This is a genomic window from Streptomyces amakusaensis, assembly GCF_039532665.1.
Lineage (GTDB): Bacteria > Actinomycetota > Actinomycetes > Streptomycetales > Streptomycetaceae > Streptomyces > Streptomyces amakusaensis.
Window position 1 is genome coordinate 21,401 of record NZ_BAAASB010000005.1, and the last position, 24,772, is coordinate 46,172.

General features: G+C 72.1%; 18 protein-coding genes and 1 pseudogene. 10 read left to right on the forward strand and 9 right to left on the reverse strand.

The features are described from left to right. Window positions 1–3 precede the first annotated feature (3 nt). From ABD371_RS10050 to ABD371_RS10080, 7 genes are all read right to left on the reverse strand, one after another. Window positions 4–1,098, reverse strand: coding sequence for a PDR/VanB family oxidoreductase (locus ABD371_RS10050; protein WP_344475055.1), 1,095 nt, complete (start codon window positions 1,096–1,098; stop codon window positions 4–6). 1 nt (window position 1,099) lies between these two features. Next, window positions 1,100–1,996, reverse strand: coding sequence for a metal-dependent hydrolase (locus ABD371_RS10055; RefSeq protein ID WP_344475057.1), 897 nt, complete (start codon window positions 1,994–1,996; stop codon window positions 1,100–1,102). A gap of 69 nt (window positions 1,997–2,065) precedes the next feature. After that, window positions 2,066–5,179 (reverse strand): alpha-N-acetylglucosaminidase, encoded by a 3,114-nt coding sequence (locus ABD371_RS10060; protein WP_344475737.1) that lies wholly within the window; start codon window positions 5,177–5,179, stop codon window positions 2,066–2,068. Between the two features lie 503 nt (window positions 5,180–5,682). Beyond that, on the reverse strand, window positions 5,683–6,339 hold the full coding sequence (locus tag ABD371_RS10065; protein WP_344475059.1) for a LuxR C-terminal-related transcriptional regulator: 657 nt from the start codon (window positions 6,337–6,339) through the stop codon (window positions 5,683–5,685). After that, window positions 6,324–7,586 (reverse strand): sensor histidine kinase, encoded by a 1,263-nt coding sequence (locus ABD371_RS10070; protein WP_344475061.1) that lies wholly within the window; start codon window positions 7,584–7,586, stop codon window positions 6,324–6,326. The genes ABD371_RS10065 and ABD371_RS10070 overlap by 16 nt, the downstream gene beginning before the upstream one ends. Before the next feature lie 120 nt (window positions 7,587–7,706). Further along, entirely contained in the window at window positions 7,707–8,696 is a 990-nt protein-coding gene (locus ABD371_RS10075) for an NAD-dependent epimerase/dehydratase family protein (protein ID WP_344475063.1), read from the reverse strand. Window positions 8,697–8,787: 91 nt separating this feature from the next. Continuing rightward, the gene (locus tag ABD371_RS10080; RefSeq protein ID WP_344475065.1) at window positions 8,788–12,084 is read right to left on the reverse strand and encodes an AfsR/SARP family transcriptional regulator; all 3,297 of its coding nucleotides are present in this window, start codon (window positions 12,082–12,084) and stop codon (window positions 8,788–8,790) included. A 133-nt stretch (window positions 12,085–12,217) separates the two neighbouring features. Here ABD371_RS10080 and ABD371_RS10085 point away from each other — a divergent pair, with 133 nt between their 5' ends. The 9 genes from ABD371_RS10085 (at window position 12,218) to ABD371_RS10125 (ending at window position 21,923) form a co-directional block, all read left to right on the forward strand. Next, window positions 12,218–12,976 (forward strand): SDR family oxidoreductase, encoded by a 759-nt coding sequence (locus ABD371_RS10085; RefSeq protein WP_344475067.1) that lies wholly within the window; start codon window positions 12,218–12,220, stop codon window positions 12,974–12,976. A 28-nt stretch (window positions 12,977–13,004) separates the two neighbouring features. After that, a complete protein-coding gene (locus ABD371_RS10090) occupies window positions 13,005–13,466 on the forward strand; it encodes a nitroreductase family deazaflavin-dependent oxidoreductase (RefSeq protein ID WP_344475069.1) in 462 nt (153 codons plus the stop codon). A gap of 1,153 nt (window positions 13,467–14,619) precedes the next feature. Beyond that, window positions 14,620–15,936, forward strand: a complete 1,317-nt coding sequence (locus tag ABD371_RS10095) for a tetratricopeptide repeat protein (RefSeq protein ID WP_344475071.1) — start codon at window positions 14,620–14,622, stop codon at window positions 15,934–15,936. Next, window positions 15,933–17,936, forward strand: coding sequence for a M3 family metallopeptidase (locus ABD371_RS10100; RefSeq protein WP_344475073.1), 2,004 nt, complete (start codon window positions 15,933–15,935; stop codon window positions 17,934–17,936). Before ABD371_RS10095 ends, ABD371_RS10100 begins: the two co-directional genes overlap by 4 nt. Before the next feature lie 36 nt (window positions 17,937–17,972). After that, window positions 17,973–19,217 carry an aKG-HExxH-type peptide beta-hydroxylase gene (locus ABD371_RS10105; protein ID WP_344475075.1) on the forward strand — a complete coding sequence of 415 codons (1,245 nt, stop codon included), beginning with the start codon at window positions 17,973–17,975 and terminating at the stop codon, window positions 19,215–19,217. Further along, a complete protein-coding gene (locus ABD371_RS10110; protein WP_344475077.1) occupies window positions 19,178–20,422 on the forward strand; it encodes an MFS transporter in 1,245 nt (414 codons plus the stop codon). The genes ABD371_RS10105 and ABD371_RS10110 overlap by 40 nt, the downstream gene beginning before the upstream one ends. 14 nt (window positions 20,423–20,436) lie before the next feature. Further along, complete coding sequence (locus ABD371_RS10115; protein ID WP_344475079.1) at window positions 20,437–20,919, forward strand: flavin reductase family protein; 483 nt, start codon at window positions 20,437–20,439, stop codon at window positions 20,917–20,919. A 340-nt stretch (window positions 20,920–21,259) separates the two neighbouring features. Next, window positions 21,260–21,541 (forward strand): hypothetical protein, encoded by a 282-nt coding sequence (locus ABD371_RS10120; protein WP_344475793.1) that lies wholly within the window; start codon window positions 21,260–21,262, stop codon window positions 21,539–21,541. A 25-nt stretch (window positions 21,542–21,566) separates the two neighbouring features. Then, the gene (locus ABD371_RS10125) at window positions 21,567–21,923 is read left to right on the forward strand and encodes a DUF1330 domain-containing protein (RefSeq protein WP_344475081.1); all 357 of its coding nucleotides are present in this window, start codon (window positions 21,567–21,569) and stop codon (window positions 21,921–21,923) included. A 22-nt stretch (window positions 21,924–21,945) separates the two neighbouring features. Here the strand turns inward: ABD371_RS10125 and ABD371_RS10130 are convergent, their stop codons facing one another. Together ABD371_RS10130 and ABD371_RS10135 are read right to left on the reverse strand one after the other, a co-directional pair. Next, on the reverse strand, window positions 21,946–22,779 hold the full coding sequence (locus ABD371_RS10130; RefSeq protein WP_344475083.1) for a methyltransferase domain-containing protein: 834 nt from the start codon (window positions 22,777–22,779) through the stop codon (window positions 21,946–21,948). A gap of 52 nt (window positions 22,780–22,831) precedes the next feature. After that, window positions 22,832–23,679 (reverse strand): annotated as a pseudogene (locus ABD371_RS10135) (amidase family protein); the annotation flags it as partial. A 169-nt stretch (window positions 23,680–23,848) separates the two neighbouring features. Here ABD371_RS10135 and ABD371_RS10140 point away from each other — a divergent pair. After that, the gene (locus ABD371_RS10140; RefSeq protein ID WP_344475085.1) at window positions 23,849–24,718 is read left to right on the forward strand and encodes a helix-turn-helix transcriptional regulator; all 870 of its coding nucleotides are present in this window, start codon (window positions 23,849–23,851) and stop codon (window positions 24,716–24,718) included. Window positions 24,719–24,772: the final 54 nt, after the last annotated feature.

The window sequence follows — 24,772 nt, forward strand, 5'->3', positions numbered from 1 at the left end:
GTTCTACAGGTCGAGTACCAGCCGCCCGCCGCCGTGGCAGCGCGATACGCAGATCAGCATCTGCTCGGTCCGCTCGGCGTCGGTGAGCAGCTCGTCGCGGTGGTCCACCTCGCCCGCCAGCACCCGCTGCCGGCAGGTGCCGCAGAAGCCCTGGCGGCAGGAGTGCGCGAGGTCCGGCAGCTCGGTCAGCACGGCGGCCAGCACCGACTGCCCCGCCGCGACGGGGACGGTGCGCCCCGAGCGGCTCAGCTCGACCTCGAACGGGCCCCCGTCGCCCGGCCCGCCGCCGGTGAACCGTTCCAGCCGGGGCGGCCGGTCCTTCGGGAGCAGCCCGGCGACGGCGTCCATCAGCGGGCCGGGACCGCAGCAGTAGACGGCCGTGGACTTGGGCAGCGAGGCGAGGAAGCCCAGCTCCGGCCTTCCGCTCTCGTCCCCGGCGACGACCGTGACCCGGTCCCCGCCGAGCGCCGCGATCTCCGCGAGGAAGGGCATCGAGGCGCGCGAGCGCCCGCAGTACAGCAGCCGCCATCGCGCGCCCGCCGCCTCGGCCGCGTACAGCATCGGCAGCAGCGGGGTGATGCCGATGCCGCCCGCGACGAAGTGGTACGCGGGGGAGGGGACCAGCGGGAAGCGGTCGCGCGGGCCCCGGATCTCCACCTCCGTGCCCGGGTGCAGCCGCTCGTGGATCTCGCGGGAGCCGCCCCGGCCGTTCTCGGCCAGCCGGACGGCGACGGTGTACGCGGCGGAGTCGGCCACATCGCCGCAGAGCGAGTACTGCCGGACCAGTCCGGAGGGGAGCACCAGATCGAGATGGGCCCCCGGCCGCCACGGCGGCAGCCCGTCCGGCCCGTCCCCGGCCAGCCGGAGCCGTACGACGCCCTCGGCGGGGGTGGTGCGCTCGGTGACGGTGACCCGGCGGGCCCGCGACGGACTGCTGCCTCCTCCCCGTCCCGAGACCGGCTCCGGGAGGGCGGGCAGCGGCCAGAGCGGGAAGTGCGCGACCCGGCGGCGCAGGGCCCGCCGGGCCCGCCGGGCGAGCAGCGCGGCCCCGGCCCCGGCCCCGGCGGTGAGGGCGAGGGTGAGCGGGCGCGGCGGCATCTCAGCGGCCCCCTTCGACGCGGTCCGTGCGGTCCGTGCGGTCCGTGGGGTTCGCGCCGGGGGACGTGGCGAGATAGGCGAGGGCCTGGGCCGTGTCCCCCTCGTCCCGGGGGTGGTAGCCCCGGCTCAGATAGCGCGGCCCGGAGCGCAGCACGTCCGGGAGGGCGGGCAGCACTCCCCGGCGGCCCGCGCCGTAGTACTGCGCGAGGCTCGCCCGCCCGCCGGTCAGCGTCGGGTCGTTGGCCAGGAAGAAGCGGGTCCCGCGCTGCCAGAGGAAGACCAGCGCGGAGAAGGCCGTCGCCCAGGTCCGCGCCCGCCGCCGGTAGGAGCCGTCGACGTGCTGGAACAGCTCGAAGGCCACCGAGCGGTGCTCCACCTCCTCGGCCCCGTGCCAGCGCAGCAGATCCAGCATGGTGGGGTCCGCGCCGCACCGGTCCAGCTCCTTCGCGTTGAGCACCCAGTCGCCGAGGAAGGCGGTGTGGTGCTCGATCGCGGCGATCAGCGCGACCCGCTCCCACAGCCACCAGCGGCTCGCCCGGCCGGGCGGCAGGGTCCGGTCGCCGAGGAGCTTCCCGAAGAGCCAGTCGACCTGTGCGGTGTAGGGCGTGGGGTCCAGACCGAGCCGCCGCAGCTGGGGGAGGACCTCGTCGTGCGCCGCCGCGTGCACGGCCTCCTGCCCGATGAAGCCGATGACGTCGGCGCGGAGTTCCTCGTCCGTGATGTGCGGCAGCACCTGCTGGTACACCTGGACGAACCAGCGCTCACCGGCCGGCAGCAGCAGATGCAGCACATTGATGGTGTGGGTGGTGAACGGGTCGCCGGGGACCCAGTGGAGCGGGGTGTCCGCCCAGTCGAAGGAGACCCGGCGGGCCGCCAGTACGGGCCGCGTATTAGACATGCCGTCAATGTACTGATGGGTAGGGCGAGATGACAGAGGTGCGACCCGCATCCGGGCCGCACCCTCACATCACCCGGTGACGGCGGTGCCGACCTCCCAGCCGCTGAACCGCACCGTGCCCCGCGCCCCGCTCCCGCCGTTCATGGCCGTCATGAACAGCCCCACGTCCTGCGCCGCCCCCGCCCCCGGCACGCCCACCGTGCCGACCGTCCGCCAGCTCACCCCCTCGTCCACCGAGAAAGCGCCCGTGAACGAGCCCGCGAGCGCCGTCCCCGTCTCCCTGGTCAGCCGCAGCAGCACCGGGGCCCGCACCCCCGTCACCCGCCGGTACACATCCAGCGTCCCGTCGCCGTTCGAGTCGTACGACAACACCACGCCCTGCCCCGGAGTCACCGCGAGATTCACGAAACCCGGACCGCCCTGCACCGCCAGATCGTCGCGCGCCACGATCCCCGCCCGCGCCCAGGGCGCGGTGTTCTCCTGCGTGTCCACCCGCAGCAGCACGCTCACCCCCGGCGTCAGCGCGCCCTCGCGGTACGCCGTGCCGAAGTGCGCCGTCCCCCGCCACAGGTCATTGCCCGCGCCGTTGACCGCGAACCGCTCCCCGAGCTGGCCGAAGACGGCCGCGTTGCTGGTGAAGGTCCGCCACCCGGCGGCCAGCGGCGCGGCCATGTGCAGCGTCCCGCGCTGGACGACCGCGACCCGGTCCTCGCCGAGCGGCCCGTACCGCACCCCCAGTTCGTACGGGAGCGCCCGCAGCGGCTCCGCCAGCGGCTCGGCCGGGGCGCTCACCCGCCAGGACACCGAGCCCGAGCCGCCCGCCGGCACCCCCGGCAGCGCGGTCGGACCCTGCGGCGAGGGGGCCAGCTCGGCCCCGGTCAGCGCGAGATCGACCCGGCCGGCGGCGCGCAGACCGTTCAGATTGCGGAAGCTCGCCGTCACCGTCGCCGAGCCGCCGGGGGTGAGCGCGGCCGGCTCCGCCGAGAGGGTCGTGTGCCCCTGGTACGGCGCGGTCGCCAGGGTGTCCCGCACCCGGGTCGCCACCCGGTACGCGTCCCCGGTGGGCCGCACCGGATACGCCCGCCGGTCCACCGTCCACGCCTCCTCGGCCGGATACCAGTCGAAGGACTTCGGCGCGCGGCCCTCGGCGAGCGCCGTCGCCGCCTCCGCCAGGAACGCCTCCCACTGCGGCACATGGACATCGCCGATCAGCCCGTGCCAGTCCCGGTTCGCGTAGTTGCTCAAGTGCCCGGCCACCGTCCGGTCGCCCCAGGTCGTCACCAGCACCCGCGCGGTCCGCTCCAGCTCGACGGCCTCGGCGGGGCTGGTCGCCAGCCGCTTGGCGTCCTCCAGCCACGGCCCGAGCAGAAACGACCGATGACAGCCCGCCATGGTGTCGGCCAGCCGCATCAGCCTCAGCCAGAGCGCGGAGATCCCCCGGAAGCTCTCGACGTCCTTCGCGCCGTACGCGGAGCGCAGCGCCAGCTGAAGCGTCCGCGAACGGTTCGCCAGCGCCTGCCGGGCGAGGTCGGTGAGGTCGTGGCGGTACGCGTCGGAGTCGCGCAGCGGCTCCTGCACCCGCAGCAGCGCCGCGAACGCCCGGTCGAAGCCCGCCGGATCGAAGGCCGTGCCGATCGCCGAGGTCAGATTCGGCCTGCGCAGAAAGAGCGAGTCGTGCGGCCGGCCGTCCGCGCTCGTCAGCCGGTACGCGGTGGCCGCCAGCGCGCCGAACGCCTCCTCGGCCGCCGCGTCCTTCCCGCCGTACCGGATCCGCGCGTACTCCGTGAACCAGGCCTCCCGGTCGATCCGCTCCTCGCGCCACGCCAGCTCGCTGAACAGCTCCAGCGCCGCCGGGTCCCGCTCGGCCGCCTCCGGCATGTACGCGGTGCCCACCAGCGCGCTGCCCGGCTTGTCCCGCCAGGCGGTGAACCTCGCCGTCCACCGGTCGGTGTTCGCGCCGATCGTGGTGCGCCCGCCGAAGTTGGGGATGGTGCCGAACGCGTACGGCGCGCCGCCCCACTCCTTCTCCCGGTCGGTGACCGTGTCCAGGTCGGAGAGCCCGTCCACGATCAGCACCCGGCCGGTGTCGACGGCGTCCAGCAGTGCCGGGCGCGGATTGGCCTGCCAGCCCAGGATCACCCAGGTCGCCTCGGGCCGGGCGGTGCGCAGCGCGGTCTCGACGGCGCGCGCGGCGGCGGCGACCGGGACGTCCCCGGCGCTGCCGCCCTCGTGCAGCAGGTCCATCTTGAAGAAGTCGGCCCCGCCGAAGAGTTCTTCCTGATGCCGGTAGAAGGCCGCCGCCAGCTCGGCGAAGACGGGGGTGCGCGGATCGAGCCAGTCCGGCCGGGGGAGCCCGTTCCAGCTGCCCTGGGGGACGGTCCGCGCGCCGGGGTTGCGGGCGGCGAAGCCGTCCGGGACGGTGCCGAAGTAGCCGGGCAGCACCGGGCGCATGCCCAGCTCCCGCAGCCGCGCGGTGATCCGCTGCCCCAGTTCGGTCCGGGCCGCCAGCAGCGCGGGGGAGAGCGGGCCGCCGTACCCGCTCATGTTCTGGAGCAGCCACCACGGTTGGTGCGAGGGCGCGGGCAGCCAGGTGCGGGACTCCTCGTCCGAGTAGCCGAAGTCCATCAGCAGCCGGTGGTAGACGGCCTCCTGCCCGGTCGTCACCAGCACCTCGTTGCAGCCGTGCAGGGCGAGCACGTCGATCAGCCGCTCCCAGCGCGCCCAGTCGGCGTACGGTCCTGTGTAGCCGTCATGGGTGTCGTTGTACGCGAACCGGTGCGGCACCGTCGCCGACCGCTCCAGCGCGCGGGCCGGCGCGGGCAGCTTCGCGGGCAGGTCGAGCCGGCTGCCCGACCAGGAGACATGCGCCCGGCAGGTGTACTTCAGATACCAGTGCACCCCGGTCAGCAGCACCGCCGCCGAGGTCCCCGCCACCTCGATCCGGCCCGTGCTCCCGGTCACCCGGAACCGCTCGGGCCCGCTCAGCTCCCGCAGCAGGAACTGGTCCTCGTGGTCCGGCAGCAGCCGCCGCAGCGCGGCCCGCGCCGGGGTCAGATCCAGCGCCGCGCCCGCCCGCCGGGGCGGCCCCGTCGCACCGGCGGCCGGCCCCTGCCCGGCGAGGGCCGTGCCCACCCCGATCGCCCCCGCCGTCCCCAGAACCCTGCGTCTCGACAGCTCGAACATCAGCGCCTCCGTGTTACCCACGTCACAGCCGGTGCCTGCGTGCCGCAGGCTATCGGGCACCCGCCCCCGCGGTGCGGTGGTACGGCAGCGCCATGGCCCGATCCGCCCACCCGCCCCCCGGCGCGCGAGCCACACCCCCCGCCCCCGTCACGGGAGTTGCGCCCCCGGCGCACGCCTCCCGAACCTTCCCCGGCGGCGGGAACGCCCGGCGTGGCGAGAGCCCCGGGCCGGGGCCGAGCCGCCGTCGGGCGGCGGCTGCTCAGGGGCTTCGCCCACCTCGGTGAGGGTTCCCCGGCCGGGGATGTCGCAGGCGCGCGGCCCGCGCGGCGAGGGCCGTGACCGGTGTGGCCGCCGCCCGGCCGGTGGTGTCTGAGCGAGGGATCCGGCGGGCAACGCCCGTGACGCCCGCCCCGCCTCCGCCGGGGCCCGGCCGAGGGAGCCCGCCCGGGCACGCGAGGCGCCCAACCCCGGCCCCGGGCCGGAAACCCCCGGTCGAGCCGCCGTCAGGCGGCAGCCCCCCGGTCCAGATACGCGAGCACCGCCAGCACCCGGCGGTTGTCGTCGTCGGAGACCGGCAGCCCCAGCTTGGCGAAGATGTTCGAGGTGTGTTTGGCCACCGCCCGCTCGGTCACCGTCATCCGCTCGGCGATCGCCGCGTTGGAGCGGCCCTGCGCCATCAGCTCGATGACCTCCAGCTCACGCGGTGTCAGCCCGCCCATCGGCTCGTCCCGCGCCCGCCGGGAGAGCAGCTGGGAGATCACCTCCGGATCCATCGCCGTGCCGCCCCGGGCCACCTGCCGCACCGCGCCGATGAACTGGTCCGCGTCGAAGACCCGGTCCTTGAGGAGGTAGCCGACCCCGCCCCGCCGGTCGGCCAGCAGCTCACGCGCGTACAGCTGCTCCACATGCTGGGAGAGGACCAGCACCGGCATCCCGGGCCTGGCCCGCCGCGCGGCCAGCGCGCACTGGAGGCCCTCGTCGGTGTGGGACGGCGGCAGCCGGACGTCCACGACGGCCACGTCGGGCTCCAGCTCCGCGAGCGCCCTGGTGAGTTCGGGCCCGCTCTCCACGGCGGCGAGGACGTCAAAGCCGTACGCCTCCAGCATCCGCACCAGACCGTCCCGGAGCAGAAACAGGTCTTCGGCTAGAACAACGCGCAAGGGATCTCCATGCTGACCGTGGTGGGGCCGCCCTCGGGCGAGCTGACGGCCAGGACGCCGTCGAATGTACCGAGCCTGCGTTCGATCCCCGCGAGCCCGGTCCCCGTGCGGGAACCCGCGACGGCCCCGCCCCGGCCGTCGTCGGCGACCGTGATCCGCAGCGAGCCGCCCGTGTGCGAGAGATCCACCCGGATCAGGTCGGCGTCCGCGTGCTTGACCGCGTTGGCGAGCGCCTCGCTGACCGCGAAGTACGCCGCCGACTCCACCGGGGCCTCGGCCCGCCCCGACAGCTCCACGGTCACCTCGGAGTCCACCGGCAGCCGCAGCGCCAGCGCCCTGACCGCGTCCCCCAGCCCGCGCTCGGCCAGCACCGGCGGATGGATCCCCCGCACCAGACCGCGCAGCTCGGTCAGCGCCTCGGCCGAGGACTCGCGCGCCCTGGCGAGGAGTTCCCTGGCCCGCGCCGGGTCCTTCTCGATCAGCGCCTCCACCGTCCCCAGCTGCATGCCCATCGCCACCAGCCGGGCCTGCGCCCCGTCGTGAAGATCCCGCTCGATCCGGCGCAGCTCGGCCGCCGAGGTGTCCAGGGCGTCGTGCCTGCTCTCGGTGAGCCGCTCGATGCGCTCCTCCAGCCGGCCCTCGCGGCCGGGCTGGAGCACCGCGCCGGTCAGCCGGAAGTGGGCGCGCACCAGCGCCGGGTTGGCCTTGACCGCGACGGTGAGGAACGCGAGCCCCAGCAGCCCGGCGAGCCCGCCCGTACCCCACCCGCCGACCGGGACGAAGAGGAACCAGTAGGGATCCTCGGCGGCGACGATCGGGATCCACAGCCCGGCGGCGAGCAGCACACCGAAGAGACCCTGCACGATCAGCCAGGGCGCGAGGAGCGCGAGCGCCGCCCCGGCGCTCATGTCCACCAGCAGCCACTGGAGATCGCGCCAGGTCGCCGGGTCCCTCAGCAGCAGCGAGCAGCGCGCGGCGAGCCCGGTCGCACCGGGTGGGACCTGCCTGCGCCCGGCCGTGATCCGGCGGCCCGACCACTGGGCGGCCAGCAGCCGCCGCCGCGCGGCGTGCGCCCGCACCAGCCGCAGCACCGGCGGGGTGGTGAAGAGGCCCACCCCGATCGGTATCAGCGCGACGGAGACCACCGCCAGTACGAGGAGGACGACCGATCCGATCAGCCCCAGCAGCGCCAGCGCGAGCCCCCGCCAGGCCGCCACCACCGCCTCTCGCGCGTGCGTCATGCTCATGGACGTCCCCCCGGCTGTACGTGGTCAGGGCTCAAGTCTGTCCCGCCCGCCGCCCGCGGTCACTGGGCCCCGCCACCGGGCCGGGGTGTACCCAGCACCACCCCCGGGTGTCATCCGGGCCTACAGCCCCAGCACCTTCGCCTCCAGCTCGGGAGCGAGCCCCACCGCCCGGCGCGGCGGCCGGCCGCCCGAGCCGTCCGCGCTCAGCATCCACTCCCAGGTGTCGGCGACCGTCTCCCGGACCGGCCGGCACCGCAGTCCGGCCCTCAGCGCTTTGCCGACGCTCACCCGGTAGACCGCGTTGTACAGCTCGGCCTCGGTGCGCGGCACCCACACCGGGAGCTGTGTCCACGGCTCTATCCCGGCCTCGATGATCGCCCCCGGCTCCGTCCACCGCAGCTCCGCCGAGGAGCCGGTGACCTCGGCACAGGCCGTCAGCAGCTCCTCCATCGTGGTGTGTCCGGGCTCGCTCACCAGGTTGTACGGGCCGCTCAGCCGGGCCTCGGCGGCGGACAGCGTCCACTCGGCGAGATCCCGGATGTCGATGTACTGGAGCGCGTTGTCCCGGGGCCCCGGCGCGAGCACCGGACCGCCCCGCCGGATCCTCCGCAGCCACCACGGCAGCCGGTCGATGTTCTCCCACGGCCCCAGCAGCAGCCCGGCCCGCACCAGCAGCGACCGCTCCGCGCCGAAGGCCTCCGTCACGGCCAGCTCGCCGCCGCGCTTCGCCTCCGCGTACGGGACGTCCTCCGCGTCCGCCGAGGACTCCACCACGGGGGAGCTCTCGTCGAACCCGACGGCCGGCGGCCACGCGTAGACCGAACAGCTCGACACATAGGTGTAGTGCCCGACCCTTCCGGCCAGCAGCCGCGCCGAGTCCCGCACCACCCGGGGCGCGGTGGCCCAGGTGTCGACCACCGTGTCCCACTCGCCGTCCCGCAGCGCCTCCAGCCCGTCCGCCCGCGTCCGGTCGCCCACCAGCCGCCGCGTTCCGGCCGGGCCCTCCCGCCGCCCCCGGTTGAACAGCGTCACCTCCCACCCGCGTGCCACCGCGGCCTCCGCGACGGCCCGTCCCGCGAACTCCGTACCACCCAGCACCAGAAGTCTCATGCCCCGACTCTCCCCCCGCCGCCGCACCCGCACCACCCCTCTCTGCCCACAGAAGAATCCGCGCGGCGTCCCGACGGGCCCCCCGACGGCGTCACGGCGGCGTCACGTCCCGTGCGAACGCGGCGGCGAAGCCGGCATCGCCCAGGGCCGTACGGACGGCGGCCGTGACCCGGTCGACGTCGCCGCGTTCGGCCGGCGGCAGCGAGGCCCGTACGGCGGTACGGGCGCGGGCGGCGGTGCCGAGGAGCCGGGCGGCGAGTTCGGGGCGGCCACCCAGCCGGTGCGCGCCGGCCAGGCCCTCCAGGGCGAGGGCGACGGCCCGGGGGTCCCCGGTGGCGCGGGCGGCGGCCAGGCCCTCGGTGTGGAGTTTCAGGGCGGCGTCGTGGTCGCCCCGGAGTTCGGCGATGAAGCCGAGTTCGGCGAGGATGAGGGCGGTGCCGTTCTCGGCCTCGAAGAGACGGTTCCACTCCAGCCAGGTGCGCAGGGCGGACTCGGCCTCCGCGAGCCGCCCCTGACGCCGGGCCCCGAGCGCGAGTCCGAGCTCCGCGAACTCCTGGGCGCGGTGGTCGGCGTGGCGCACGGCCAGCCGCCGGCCGTGGTGGTGCAGCTCCTCGGCCCGCGCGTGGTCGCCCTCCAGAAGGGCGATCCGGCCCAGTTCGGACCAGCGGACGGAGGCCTCGGCCCACAGGCCGAGACTCTCGGCGATCCGCAGACCGCTCCGGTGCTCGGCCTCGGCGGACCGGTAGTCGCCCTCGATCTCCGCGAGCCTGCCCAGCACCCCGAGGGCCTGCAACCGGCCCCACTCGTCGCCGAGATCGCGGAAGAGACCGAGGCTCGCCCCGGCGTCGGCCCGGGAGCCCGCCAGATCACCGAGCACATAGCGCTGCACGCCGCGTACGCTCAGAGCCGCCGCGACACCCCAGCGGTCGCCGCGCGCCCGGGCGTCGGCGAGGGTCCGGCGCACCAGCTCCTCGCCGGCCTCCATGGACCCCAGCAAGGTCGCGGCGTAACCGAGGAACCAGCCCGGTCCGCCCGTCCCACCGGCGCGGGCCATGTCCTCGTACAGCCGCAGTGGCACCCGGCTCACCCGCCCGGACTCCAGCGGGTCGCCCGCCAGCAGGGTCATCCCCGCGTGCCACGCCGCCACCTGCGCGCGGTCGTCGCCGGGCCCGTCCTCGCCCGACCCGTCCGCGCCGACGGCCAGCGCCGTGGCCATGGAACGCCTCGCCTCCGTGAGCCGCCCCCGCAGAAACCAGTACCAGGCCAGGGCGCGGACCAGACGCCGGGCGAGCACGCCGTCCGCCGTGGCGACGGCGGTGTCGAGGGCGGCGCGCATATTGGCCGCCTCGGCGTCGAGACGGCGCAGACAGCGCTGCTGATCGCCGCCGCGCAACCTGCTCTCGGCCCGCTCCGCCAGCTCGGTGTAGTGGCGGAGATGGGCGCGGCGCAGCCGGTCGTACTCGCTCCCGCGCTCGCTCTCGCTCCCGCTCCCGGGACCGTGCGCCCGCAGTCTCTCCACGCAGTACGCCGCCACCGACTCCAGCAGCCGATAGCGCGGCCCCGGCCCTTCGAGGCCGTCGGCCCCGTCCCGCGCGCCGTGGGCGACGACGACCAGCGACCGGTCCACCAGCCGGGCCAGCAGGTCGAGGACCTCGCCGGGCTTCACCCCGTCCCCGGAGCAGAGCGCCTCGGCGGCCTCCAGGGTGCAGCCGTCGGAGTGGACGGCCAGCCGGCGCAGCACCGTGCGCTCGGCGGCGGTCAGCAGCTCCCAGCTCCAGTCGATCACCGCCCGCAGGGTCCGCTGCCGCTCCGGCGCGTCCCGCCGTCCGCTCGTCAGCAGCCCGAAGCGGTCGTCGAGCCGCTCGGCGAGCGCGGCCACGCCCAGGGCGCGCAGCCGGCTGGCCGCCAGCTCGACGGCGAGCGGAATGCCGTCCATGCGGCGGCAGACGGCGGCGACCGCCTCGGCGTCGTCCTCGGACAGGGTGAAGCCGGGCGACGCGGCGGCGGCCCTCGCCACGAAGAGCCGGACCGCGCTCGACCGCGCCACCTCCGCGTACGAGGCCCCCGGCTCCGGCACGTCCAGCGGCGGGACCGTCCACAGCTGTTCGCCCGAGATCGCCAGCGGCTCACGGCTGGTGGCCAGCAGCCGCACCCCGGGCGCGGCCCGCAGCAGCAGCCGCGCCAGCGCCGCGACGGCCTCGATCACATGCTCGCAGTTGTCCAGTACGAGGAGGAGACGCCGGTCCCGCAACGCGTCCGCCAGCCGGTCCGCCAGCGGGTGCGGGCTGCCGGCCGCCGACGGCGGCAGCGAGCCGGGCCGGGCGTCGTCCCGGATGCCGAGCGCGACGGCCGCCACCTCCGCCAGCTCGTCCACCACGGCCCCCGAGGCCCCGGCCGAGCGCGCCACACCGGAGAGTTCCACCAGCCGCACCCCGTCCGGGAAGAGCTCCCCGGCCGCCCCGCCCGCCACCTCCAGGGCGAGCCGGGTCTTCCCGACCCCGCCGGGCCCGGTCAGCGTCACCAGCCGACGCCCCGCGAGCAGCTCCCGCACCTCGGCCACCGACCGCGACCGCCCGATCAGCCCGGAGACCGGGGCGGGCAGCTCCGGCGCCGGGGTCCGGGAGGTCCGGGAGACACGGGAGGTCCGGGAGGTCCGGCCGAGGATCTCCCGCTGAAGCGCGGCCAGTTCGGGCCCCGGCTCCAGCCCCAGCTCCTCGGCGAACAGCCGGCGCACCTCCCGGTAGACCTCCAGCGCCTCGCCCGCCCTCCCGCTGCCGTACAGCGCCCGCATATGGGCCGCGCGCAGCCGCTCCCGCAGGGGATGGCGCTCGGCCAGCTCCCCGAGTTCACCGGCGAGCGGGCCGTACTCCCCGAGCTGAAGCCGGGCCTCGGCCTGCTCCTCCCGTACGAGAAGACGCTGCTCCTCCAGCCGCGCCGCCGCCGCCCTGGCGAACGGCTCGTCCGCGAACCCGGCGAACGCGGGCCCCCGCCACTGCCCGAGCGCCTCGGCGAACCCGGCCGCCCGCTCCCCGGGATCGGCCACCCCCCGGGCCCGGCCCGCCAGCGTCAGGAAGCGCTCCGCGTCCACCGCGCCGCCGTCCACTCGCAGCCGGTACCCCGGCGGGCGGTGCACCACCGCCCCGTCCCCTCCGGCACCGGCCGCCGCCAGCGCCTTGCGCAGCCGGGACACCAGGGTCTGGAGCGCCCCGGCCCGGCGCACGGGCGGCGTCCCGCCCCAGATGTCCTCCGCCAGCCGGTCCACCGGCACGACCTCCCCCGGCGTGACCAGCAGCGCGGCCAGCAGAACGCGCACCTTCGCCTCGGGGACCGCCGCGAGTTCGCCGTCCGCCGTCCACACGGCCAGTGGTCCCAGTACCCCGAAGCGCATCGGTTCAGCGTACGGCCGCGCCCGGCCGTCAGCGGCCCGACAGCGACCGACAGCGGATCGCGGGCGAATCGAAAGCGCCCTCCCGCAGAGTCGTTCCAGCAGCCGGCGCCAACCCACCTCCCAAGGAGTCACCATGAGCAGGTTCACGGGCCGGAGGGCCGTCGTCACGGGCGGCACCCACGGCATGGGCCTCGCGATCGTCAAGGCCCTGCTCGCCGAAGGGGCGGAGGTCGTCCTCACGGGCCGCGGCGAGAAGACCCTCGAAGAGGCCCGTACGGAACTCAGGGGCGAGGCCGCCCACGTCGTACGCTCCGACGCCGCCAGCATGGCCGACATCGCGGCCCTCACCGACTTCGCGCAGGAGAAGCTCGGCCGCGTCGACCATCTCTTCCTCAACCACGGCATCGCGGAGTTCGCCGAACTCTCCGAGGTCACCGAGGCGTCCTGGGACCGTCACTTCGCCGTCAACACCAAAGGGGCCTTCTTCACCGTCCAGGCCCTGTCGCCCCTGCTGGAGAACGGCGGATCGATCGTCTTCACCACGGTCGCCAACGACCTCGTCTTCCCCGGACTCAGCGCCTACTCCGCCTCGAAGGAGGCCACCCGCGCCTTCGCCCACGTCCTCGCGGCCGAGTTCCTCCCCCGGAGGATCCGCGTCAACTCCGTCGCCCCCGGCTTCATCAAGACCCCCACGATGGGCTCGGCCGGTCTGACGGCCGAGGAGCGCGCCGCCTTCGAGCGCCAGGGCGACGAGACCACCCCCCTCCAGCGCATCGGCACCCCCGAGGAAGTGGCCGCCGCCCTCTTCCTCGCCTCCGACGCCACCTTCACCACCAACGTCGAACTCCCCGTCGACGGCGGCTTCGCCCAAGGCCTCGCCGCCGCCCACTGAGCCCCCCTCACAGACCCAGGAGCCCCTCATGTCAGCCCAGGACCACCCGGTCATCGACAGCCCCGACCCCTCCGTCGCCGAGCACGTACGCCGCTACATCGCCACCGACGGCGCCAGCGGTCACATGGAAGCCGGGATGACCAACCTCATCCTCACCCACCGGGGCCGCAAGTCCGGCCGCAGCTACCGCACCGGCCTCTTCTACGGCGAGGACTCCGGCCGCTACATCCTCGTCGGCTCCGGCGGCCCCATCACCCACACCCACCCCCAGTGGTACCTCAACATCACCGCCCACCCCGAGGTCCGCATCCAAATCCTCGCCCACCACTTCACCGCCCGCGCCCACACCGCCGAAGGCCCCGAACGCGAACGCCTCTGGCAGCTCATGACCACCCTCGCCCCCGTCTACCACTCCTACGAGGCCAAGACCCGGCGCACCATCCCGGTGGTCGTCCTCGATCCCACCGGCACCGTGCCCGCGCCCTCCTGAGCGGCCCGGCCCGGTCCGCAGGTCCTCTCGTGGCCGAGATCTCGCCGCTCGAAGCACCGGCTCGCCTCTCCCGGGAGGGCCGCGATCAACGGTGATTCCCCTGCACCTGGACCACGGCTCTGGGTACGGTGGCGTTCTGTAGCCGACGGGACACGAGCCGCGGGGTCTGCGGCGGGAGACAACGGCAAGACGTTCGGAGCGTTCCTCTCGCCCCGGCGGTCGAAGCTCGGTGGACCCCGCTCCGTCTGGCCACCGAAGCCGGCCGGAGCGAGGCCCAACAGCGGGTCGATGTTCTTGTACTTCACCGTCGCCGAAGGACGTCACCAACTGGCAGATGTTCGCCTCCGGCCTCCTCGTCGACAACGGCCCGAAGGGTCCGGAGAAGATCATCAAATTCAATGAACTCCTGGTGAAATGACTGATCTTCCCTACGGCCGCAGGCGTGGCGAAGGTCGTCAACGATCTCATCGACGAGGGCTGGGAAGTCGACCTGGCCGCTATCACCCCGTAAATCACATCCAACGGTCCGGCCCTTTGGCGCCTGGACATGGAGTCGCCCGATGGGCAGGCCGTCGGGCACTGCGGCCGGCCGCGATGAGGTCGGGGAAGTCGGCGAGGGGGCTCTTGGCGAAGGACTTCCGGGTAGATCAATTTCTCTGTCGCCGTGGGTTCATCACGGCGTATTGGCCTGTCTCAGCCTCTCATCCCCAGATCCCCCTGATTCGCAACCAGGATGTTCCGTTATCCGATCTCCCCTGGCAGTGGTCAACTGGAACGGGACCTCTTGTTGCGGTGCGGTCTGAGTCAAGCATTCCGCAACTGGTGATAATGGGGAAATACTTGAGCCTCTCTCGGGTTGGACCATACATTCGAGGCACTTCCGGGTCCCCGGAGGTGTCCCTCATTTCAGGAGGTTCAGATATGAACGCCGAGCAGATCACCGAGATTGAGGTCGAGGCCGACGAGCTGGCCGAGGAGTTCGGCCTCACGGTCTCGGGTGTGGCCTACTACGCCCCGGCTGTCTGATTTCCAATCAGATGACTTTTGCTCGCCTGGCGATAGGCGGGCTGCTGATGGCCGCGAGGGGGGTAATTCTCCCTTTGCGGCCATCACGCTTGACATTGTCCAGGAAGATCAGAAAGGGGAGTTGCCGGTGGAGAAGTTTCTGCGAACCAAGGGGATCATCCAGCACTTGGACCGGCCGATGGAAGAGCCACCGCAGGGCGCCTTCGTCCCTGAGCCGACGCCTCACTCGCGTGAACTTCTCGCCTCGTACTTCGACCTGGAGACCTCCGGCGGCCCCCTGCACGCCCAGTGCACTGCTGACGTCGGCCGTCGCTTGGCCGAGGGCCTGCCCATCCCGGTCTACCAGATCGCTTCCCTCGGGCTGCTGCGCGAAGCCCTGAAGGCCGAGCAGCCCACGCAACCCAACCCGGACGACCCCCGCGACCTGCCCAAGGCCATGAGGTCGGCACCCTGGAATCAACTGTGCGACATGGCTGACCACTGGCGCGACTTGTCCACTCCCGACCGCTCGCGTCTGGTGACCGCACTGGCCAAGCTGGGCTTCTGGAACACCGTCGCCGACCTCGTGCCGGCCGGCGGAGGCGGCAGCAGCCTCGACGGCCTGCGACTGGCCTACTTCCGGCACAACGCCGACGCGCAGCTCGCTCCGGACGCCAGGAGTGCGGCGGCGGCATTCGTGCAGGCTCGCAGCGCAATGGAGACCATCGCACGAAGCGAGGACTTCGACCCGGCCGTGCGGTACGGGGCCGCCGCCCACATGATCGTGCTGTGTGCGAAGGGGGAGAAGGACAAGGCGCTGGCGGACATGCGGCACTGGCTTCAGGCGGCCGATGCGGTGGCTGCCCGGGCAGGGAAGGAGATGGAGCCCCTGCATGCCTCCATCTACTGGCGCGGTGTCGCGTTCATCCCGTTCTTCGAGGGAAACCATGCCGAGGTCAAACGGCAGTTGGAACTCTCGGAGAAGTACGCCATGGAAGCGGTAGAGGCCGCGGACGCTGATACCCGGCTGCTGGCACTGGAGAATGTCCACCCCGTTCTGGAGACCTCCGGACGCTCGGCGAAGGCCCGCGGAGATATCGACGGTGCGGAGCAGTTCTACCGGCGCATGACAGAGTGGGACCCTCTCGACCCCAAGGCGCACGTACGCCTGGCCGACTTCCTCATGGGCGAGAACCGCGTGGCTGAGGCCCGCGACGCCTACAACACCGCAGCCCGCCTGGGCGCGCCGTACGCCTCCTACGCGCACTGCCAGGCCGCTCGCTGTTCCATTCGACTGGATGAGGCCGAGCACGCCTATGCCGGACTGGTGGTGTCGGCCGTGCTTGACCGGCGGGCTCTGTCTCCGCTGATTCTGCTGCGGGACATATGCATCACCGAAGCGCTCTCCCCGTTGAAGGAGTGGGCCGTGCACGAACTCGCCGCCCGCATGGAGGAGGTTCGTTGAGGCCGAACCCGCTCCTTCAGCACCCCGGCGAGTACGGGATCCAGCCGTTCGCCGACATCCTCCCCAGGCACTATGTGCCGGCGCTGGAGAAGACCATCGCCGAGCGCGAGAGCCGCATCATTGCCATCGCGGACAGTGCGGAGCCCCCCGACTTCGCCAACACGATCGAGGCGGTCGAGCTCTCCGGCGCGCGCGTGCAGTACATCCACGACGCGTTCACCCATCAAGTGACCGCCGGAGGCTGTGCAGAGCTGACCGGGCTGGAGCAGGACATCGCGGTTCTCCTCTCCCGCCACGAGGGCAGGATCCTCCGTAACCAGCGGTTGGTCTCCCGCATCGACGCCGTCTACGCCCAGCGCGACCGGATCACTGACCCCCAGGCGCATGCACTGACCGAGTTCTGGTGGCGGCGTGGGCGGCGGGCCGGGGTCATGCTGCCCGCCGAGGCCGTCCGTGAACTGGGCGCGGTGAACCGGGAACTCTCCCGTGAGTGCGCCGCCTACCGGCAGGAACTGATCCGAAACGCGCATGCCCACGCCCTGGCAGTGGAAGGCCATGTCGCCTTGCGCGGCCTGCCGGGCGACCAGATAGCTGCCGCGGCCGAGGAGGCATCCCGGAGAGGGGAACCCGATTCCTGGTACGTGCTGCCTCTCGCCTCGTCCACCAGCCAGCCGGCGCTGGCTCACCTTCAAGACCGCGAAACCCGCAGGCTCCTGCTGGAGAAATCGCTCGGCCGCGGTGTGGGAAATGAGGAGCGGGCCGCGCGGATCGCGCTGTTGCGAGCCCGCCAAGCCCGCATCCTGGGCTATCCGACATTCGCGGCGTGGGCGACGGAGGAGCAGACAGCGGGCACTCCGGACGCGGTGGAGGCCATGTTCCACCGCCTGGCCAAGCCGCTCCTGCGCGCGGCACAACAAGAGCGGCGGGCTCTGGAGGCTGCAGCAGGACACCCGATCCAGGCATGGGACTGGTCCCACCACGCGGCAGCGGAGCCCGGGGAAGGCTCCAGGCCGGCAGCGGAAGACCTCCGCGTGTACTTCGAACTGGATTCCGTCATCACCCGCGGCCTCTTCCACAGTGCGCGCATCCTGTACGGGCTGGAATTCACCGAGCGGCACGACATCACAGCCCACCACCCCGGAGCCCGCGTCTTCGACGTCACAGACGAGAACGCCAACCCGGTCGGCCTCTATCTGGTCGATGCCCATACCCGGCCGGGCAAACGAGGCGGCGCGTGGACCGGGATGCTCCGCCCCCAGGCGCACGCCACCGCGGCCCGGCCGGTCGTGGTGAACACCTTCAACATCGCCCCGCCAGGGCCCGGGCGACCCTGCCTGCTTGAAACATCCGAGATCGTGACCCTTTTCCACGAGTTCGGGCACGCCTTGCACGCCTTACTCTCCAACGTCCGGTACCCGGCGCACTCGGCCCCCGGCGTTCCCCGCGACTTCTCCGAGGCACCGGCCCAGGTCCATGAGACCTGGGCCTTCCGCGAAAATCTCCTCGGTCACTACGCCCGGCACCACCTCACCGGACAGCCCCTCGCCCAGGAGTGGATCAAACATCTCGGCAGGCAGCACAGCACCGGCGTACACATGCTGGTGGAGATTCTGGGCGCAGCCGCGGTCGACTGGGCCTGGCACACCCTCCCCGACAGGGAGGTCGGCTGGGACGCCGCGCAGATCGAAGCGCAAGGTGCTGCCCGCTGGGGCCTGGACGCGATGACCGAGATTCCGCCCCGCTACCGCTCCGGCTACTTCGACCACGTCTTCCACGGGCCCTACGGCGCCGGCTTCTACGCCTACCTGTGGTCGGAGATCATCGCCGCGAACCTTGTCGAGGCACTGGAGCAGCGCGGCGGCCTCACGCGCGCGGCCGGCGACCTGTTCCGCCCAATGCTCGCCGCAGGCGGATCCCGCGACGCGATGGCCATGTTCCGCGAACTCACTGGTCTCGGTCAGCCGCGTATCGAGCCTTTCCTTCGCCGACGCGGACTGTAGGACCCGCGCCATCCCACCTACCAAGAGGACACCACCATGAGCAGCACCGACTTCCTCGGCGGCGAGCTGGCTCTCGCTCAGGACAACGATCCCGTCCTGGACGCCTATGTGGCCAAGCTCCGCGCCTCCGTTCCCAAAGTGACCAAGCGGCTTGGGCAGCTCGGAGGAGAGCAGACCGAGACCGAGCTGGCGCTATGGGGGCAGCGGTTCGCCGCTCTGGACGACAGCCAGACCCACCGCATCCTCTCCCACCCGTTCTTCCCCTATCTGTGGCGGCAACTGATGCTCGCGGCTCAGCGCAGAGATGCCGACTTCGTCCGCACCTGGTCCGGGCATTTCGCACGGTTCGTCGCACTCCCCTACGCCGTCGGCCCCGGATCGAACGCCACAGGCACCGAACTGGTCCTGCCCGAGCCGGCCACCGAAGTGCGATTTCCCGGCCAGCGGCACCATCTGATCTTCGACACCGCCGTGGACCGACTGATGATCGACGAACGCGGCGACGGGGCCATCCTCAACGGCTCCGCAATCCTCCCCACCTCCTACATCCTCGGCAAGGGCGAGCCCCGTCTGGGGAACACGCTGCGCGCGCGGCGGCCGGTCATCACCGGAACCGACATCGAGATCGACAACACCGACTCGTGGATCACCCGCCACTTCACGTCGATGAACTCCCACGAACCGCAGCCCGGCTATCCCCGCTCCGACCTCTCCGTACGGGACGTCAGTGAAAGGAACATCGCCGACATCTCCCGGGCTTTCGCCCTGATACAGGACGTGTGGCCCGAACTCGCCTCCGAGATCCGGTCCTACACCCGCTTGTTCGTGCCCTACGCCTCCCAGTTCCACTCCTCCTTCACCGAGGCGGTCCTGATGGGAGCGGTGTTCCTCTCCGAAGCAGCGCAGCCCTTCGACGCCATCCACTACACCGCCGAGCACCTGCTGCACGAGAACTCCCACCTGCGGCTGATGCTGATCCTCGAACTCGACCCCTTGGTGACCGTCGCCGAAGGAGCCACGTTCAACTCCCCCGTCCGCAAGGACGAGCGCCCTCTGTGGGGCATGCTCATGGCCGTCCATGCCTTCGCCCGAATCACCGCCTTCCACCGCCGCGCGTACGCCCAGACCGGCCTGGAGATCCATGGCGAGCTGACCCGGACGAACGCCGGTCTGCTGAAGAAGGGCCTGGACGAGATAGAAAGCGAACCCTCGACGGCGTTCACGCAGGCGGGCAAGGTGCTGTGGGCGCAGATGCGGGAAGAGACGCAGCAGGTCGCCTGATGACAGAACCCACCCAAGCGCAGGCAGGCTTCAAGCAGCTCATGGCGGACAGGACCGTGAGGATCCTTGTGGTCTGCTCCCTGATCAACTCCGTGGGCTTCTTCTCCATGATGCCCTTCCTCGCGCTCTACCTTGCCGACATCACCACTCTGCCGCCGGCTGCGATCGGCGCGTTCACCGGGTCCATCGCACTGGTCGGCGCTGCGGGCGCTCTCGCCGGAGGTGTGATCACCGACCGGGCCGGAGCCGGGAGTCTGCTGAGGGCCGGTTTCGCCCTCTACACGGTGCTGGGTGCGGCACTCGCCGTGGTCACCGCGCCAGTGGTGGTGCTGCCTCTGATCGTGTGCCTGGGCGGCGCGCTGATGCTGGTCGGGCCGTCTTTGAAGAAGCTCATGAGCCTCGCCGCAGGAGAGGGCGGAGAGCTGGTGTTCCGGATGCGGTTCATGACCCTGTCGGTCGGTGCCGCGCTCGGCCCGCTGCTGGGCGCCGCCGCCTACAACATCTCCCGTAGTGCCCTGTTCGGGGTCTCCGCGGTCCTGTTCGTTCTCTGCCTGGTCTTGGTGCATGCCAGGCGGGACGCGTTGAGGGCGCTGGATGTCCGGTCCGAGGCCGCTCACAGGGTGCGCTGGGCGTGGACGCGGTCTTTGCGCGACGGCCGGTTCCGACTAGTGCTGCTCTCGTCCGTGCTGGTGACCCTGGTCTTCGCCCAATTCGAATCCATGATCCCCCTTTACCTCAAGGGTGAGGCCGGAGACGGTGCGCCCACGCTGTTCGCGGTTGTCTTCGCCGTGCATGCCATCCTCGGCTTTGTCTACCAGTGGCCGGCGGCATGGCTCGCACGACGCATGTCCATACCCGCGCAGGCGGCGGTGGGATGTGCCGGGTTCGCCGTCTCCTTCGCCTGCTGGGGGGTGTCGGCGGGACGTCTGTGGGTGCTGCTGGCCGGTGTGTTCGCCTGGACTGTCGGCGAGGCAATCCTTATGCCAATGGCTGACCTCATCACCCACCGCATCGCGCCGAACGAGGAGAAGGGGGCCTTCTTCGGGGCTCTGGAACTCCGATACCTGGGATTCTTCGCCGGCCCCGTCCTCGGCGGTGCACTGCTTGGCAGCGGAACCTGGAACTACTTCGGAGTGATGGCCGTGATCTCTTTCGCGGCCTGGCCGGTGCTGCGCTCCCGTTCCCTGACCCGTGAGGCTCTGTGATGAGCACAAGGCCGGTGATCGACTCCTCCGTCTTCCGCTCCGTGGCCGGAAGGTTCCCCACCGGTGTCACCGTCATTACTGCCGCAACCGGGTCCGGCCCGGTGGGGTTCACCTGTCAGTCCTTCACCTCGCTGTCCCTGGACCCGGCGCTGGTCTCCTTCAACGTCTCCCGGTCCTCAAGCACGTGGCCGCTGATCCGGGAAGCTGGCGCGTTCTGCGTCAACGTACTTGCCGCAGGACAGGAGAAGATCGCCCAGTCCTTCGCCGAGCGGGGCGTCGAACGGTTCGACGGCGTCAAGTACACCTGCGCACTCGGCACCGACTCCCCTCGGCTGGCAGGGACTGCCGCCTGGCTGGATGCCACCATTGAGGACGTCTGCGGCGGCGGAGACCACCTGATCGTCATCGGCCGGGTCATCGCTGCCGCCGTAGGTGAGGGCGAGGGGGCACTTCTGTTCCATCGCGGCTCGTATGGTTCTGCCGGTGGTGAACCCTGAGGTCGCTGGGGCTGGTGGCGGGGCATTCTGGCCGCCGGGGCGAGGCGTGCGCATCGAATCAGTGTCCGAACTCGTGGGCGGGAGAAGCGCTCCGGCTGCCGCGCGCCGGGAGGCGCCTCTGTCAGCACCTCCGGCCACGTACACCGCGGCGGTCGAGCGGTACCTCACCGGCGGGGGCATCGCGAAGTCCTCCGCGCGGATCTACCGGATCTCGTTGACGACGTGGGGGGTTCGCCGACGAGCCCGCGTCGACCGGTCCGGCCCACCGGGGCGTGAAGCTGCCCGTCTTCCCTGCTCCTCACCGACCGCAAGGCCCGGCCGGAACGCCGACGCTCGATGTGTGCCCAGGGACCAGCCGGGCCCGGCTCTCCTACCCCGGGCTGAGGAAATCTTTGAGGAGAACACCCGACTGCTGGCCAACCCGCTCGCCTCACCCGAGGACAGCGACGCGGCACTCGACCGGGGGTGGCTCATGGGCCACTTCAAGGACGCGTCCGATCCTCGGCACAGCGAGGCCGTGGAGATCAAATGGGGCGTCCACCCACAGGGCGACGAGCGGGCCCAGGGCTACCAGGTGATCGGCGAGGCTGATTCCGACGGGTGGGGCGGGAGGGGTCAGTAGTCTCGGTGTGACAACAGTGCACGCCGTGTCCAACGGAACGGGGAATCTGATGCCTGCTTACGTCATCGTCAACGTCGATGTGCTCGACCAGGAGGCCGGTCTGGCCTATGCGACCGCAGCACGGAGCACCGTTCTCGACCACGGCGGCCGTTATCTGGTCGCGGGCCCCACCCCCGAACCCGTCGAAGGGACCTGGGAGTCCTCCCGGTTCGTGCTCCTGGAGTTTCCCGACATGGACCGGATACGGGAGTGGTACGACTCCCCGGAGTACCGGCGGGCCCGGAAGATACGGGAGGGGAAGGTGCGGCTGGGGATTCTGTTCGCCGAGGGTTCGCCGCCCGAGGGATTTCCCCTGTCCGAACTGGAGACGGTGGAGCGGTAGCGGGGCAGCCGGTGTCGGGCGGTCATCCGTCCCGTCGTCCCGTCTCCGTTCCCGTTCCCGTTCCCGCTTTGCGCGCGGTCAGTTGGAACAGCCGGGCGGTGTGCATGTAGGGCGGGCGCGCGGTGGTGGCGAGTTCCAGCCGTTCGAGGTCGGCGTAGAACGCCGGGTCGTGCTTCAGGGCGTCGTCGGTGATGTAGTCGCAGAAGCTGCGGATGCCGTAGTGACGTACGTTCTGGCAGCCGAGGCCGTGCAGTACGGGGATGATCTCCTCGGCGGTGTGAAGGGTCAGCGCCGAGTCGAACATCCGGGTCCGGGCCCGGTCGGTGTCGAGCGCGGCCAGTGCGGCGGCGGGGTCCATCTCGCGGACGGCGGTGTTCAGGGCCGCCGAGTGCCGGTTGATCGCCATCACCGAGAGCAGCCCGCCGGGCTTCAGCGGGGCGAGGGCCGTGGCGAGGGTGCCCGGTACGTCGTCCATGTACGGGAGGAGGTTGTGGCACAGCACCGCGTCGAACCCGCCCTCGCCGAGGCCGGCGGGCAGGGCGGTCACATCGGCCCGCACACATGTGATCAGCTCCGCCAGACCGACCGCCGAGGCCCGCTCGGTCGCGGCGGCGAGCATGGCGGGGGCGTGGTCGACGATGGTGACGTGGTGTCCGCGGGCGGCGAGGCGTACGGCGTCGCCGCCGTCCCCGCCGGCGAGGTCGAGTACGCGCGAGGGCCGCCCGTCACCCGGAGTGTCCAGATCACGGACCAGGTTCGCTTCGGCGACCGCGTAGCGCAGCCGGCCCCAGGGGGCGTCCTGCCACTCCCGCCAGGCGGTCGGCACGGAGTCGGGCTTCTCGGGAGTTTCGGGCATCCGGCGACGATATCCGGCCGGTCGACGGGACGGCCGAAGGGGCCCGGACCTGCTCCGGTCCCCGGAAGCCGCCGATCTCCCGCTCCAGCAGCTCGGCCAGCCGCAGCGGGGCGCGGCCCTCGAACATCGGGCCGATGAGCTGCACTCCCACCGGCAGGCCCTCGGGGGACCGGCCCGCAGGGACGGCGGTGGCGGGCAGGCCGGGCATGGTGGCGACACCGGCCCAGACGAGCTGGTCGAGATAGGGGTACTCGACGCCGTCGATGTCGATCCGGCGTTCCAGCGGATCGGGGGCGTGGTCGTGCGGGAACGCGGGAGTGGGCGAGACGGGACACACCACGGCGTCGAACTCGGCGAAGAGCCGCCGCCGGCCGTGGCGGTGGAGTTCACGACGGCCGTTCGCCTCGATCCAGTCGCGATGGCTGAAGACCGTGCCGCGCGCCGCCGCCGGCCCGAGTGTCGGCTTGTGGGCGTGGACACCGCAGAAATGCGCGGGGGTGCGCAGTGAACCGCCGATCCCGCAGCCCCAGGGGCACATTGGTCTTGCCGAGCACCACCGCGCCCGCGCCCTTGAGCCGCGACACCTGCAAGGCGTCCTCGCCCGGCACATGGTCCCGGTGCGGCGGCATGCCCCAGGTCGTGGGCAGCCCGGCGATGTCGTACGACTCCTTGACCGTCACCGGAACGCCGAGCAGCGGCCGGCCCTCACCCCGGGCGCGCGCCCGGTCGGCATCGCGCGGCGGCCCGCGCGCGGTCGAAGTCCGGCACGCAGATCGCGTTGACCGCCCCGGCGTACCGCTCCATACGGGAGATCGCCCCCTCGGTCAGCTCCGCCGAGGTCACCTCACCGGCACGTAAAGCGGCCAGGAGTATTTCCGCCGTCTGGAAATCCCATTCCATGAATCCGGACCGTATAGGCCCCTCGGAGAAGCCATGAAATACCGCATCGCACAACTGAATGAAGGGGCGGAAGCAATTTCTTTCCTCCGCTCCCCGGAGGCTCAGCCAAACCCTGACAGGGACACCCAGAGCCGGTCGATCGCGGCGTCGGCGGACGTAGGCTCGCCGTATGAACGCGAACGAACTGGGGGATTTCCTTTACGCCCGGCGCGCCGGGATCGCCCCGGACAGCGTCGGCATCGTCACCGGGCACACGGGCCGCCGGGTGCCGGGGCTGCGGCGGGACGAGGTGGCCCGGCTCGCGGGGGTGAGTGTCGCGTACTACACCCGGCTGGAGCAGGGGCAGGACCAGAACGCCTCGGACTCCGTTCTCGACGGTCTCGCCCGCGCCCTGCGCCTGGACGAAACCGAGCGGGTCCATCTCCACGACCTGGCCAGGGCCGCGGCCTCCCGCCGGGCCCGCCGCGAAACGGAATCCGAGGCGGATCCCGAGACACCGCATCCGCGCACGCTCGCCCTCCTCGACGCGCTGCCGCACCTCCCGGCCGTCCTGCTGGGCCGCCGCAGTGACGTCCTGGCGTGGAACCGGCTCGGCCACGCGCTGCTCGCGGGACACCTGGACTTCGCGGCGCCCAGCGACCCCGGGCGACGCCCGTCGATGTCAGAGATGATCTTCCTCGACCCGCGCGTGCGGGAAGCGGAAGCGGAGTGGGAGACCCACGCCAGGACCCATGTCGGCTACCTCCGTCTGGTGCGCGGACGCCACCCGGACGACCGGGAACTCGCCGCCCTCGTGGACCGGCTCCGGGCGGACAGCCCGGAGTTCGCGGACCTGTGGGCGAGCGGCCATGTGCGCGACTGCACCTTCGGCACCCGCCGGCTGCGCCACCCGGCGGTGGGGGAGATCGCCGTGACCTATCAGGTGTGGCTCCAGCCGGACAGCGACAGCCGCCTCGAAGTCTTCACGGCGGCACCCGGCACGGCATCGGCCGACGCCCTCGGCCTCCTCGACACGATCACACCCCCCGTCGCGCGATAGGCGACCAACCTCACCCATGTACGGACGGCCTCTTCGGCATGCCCGCACACCATG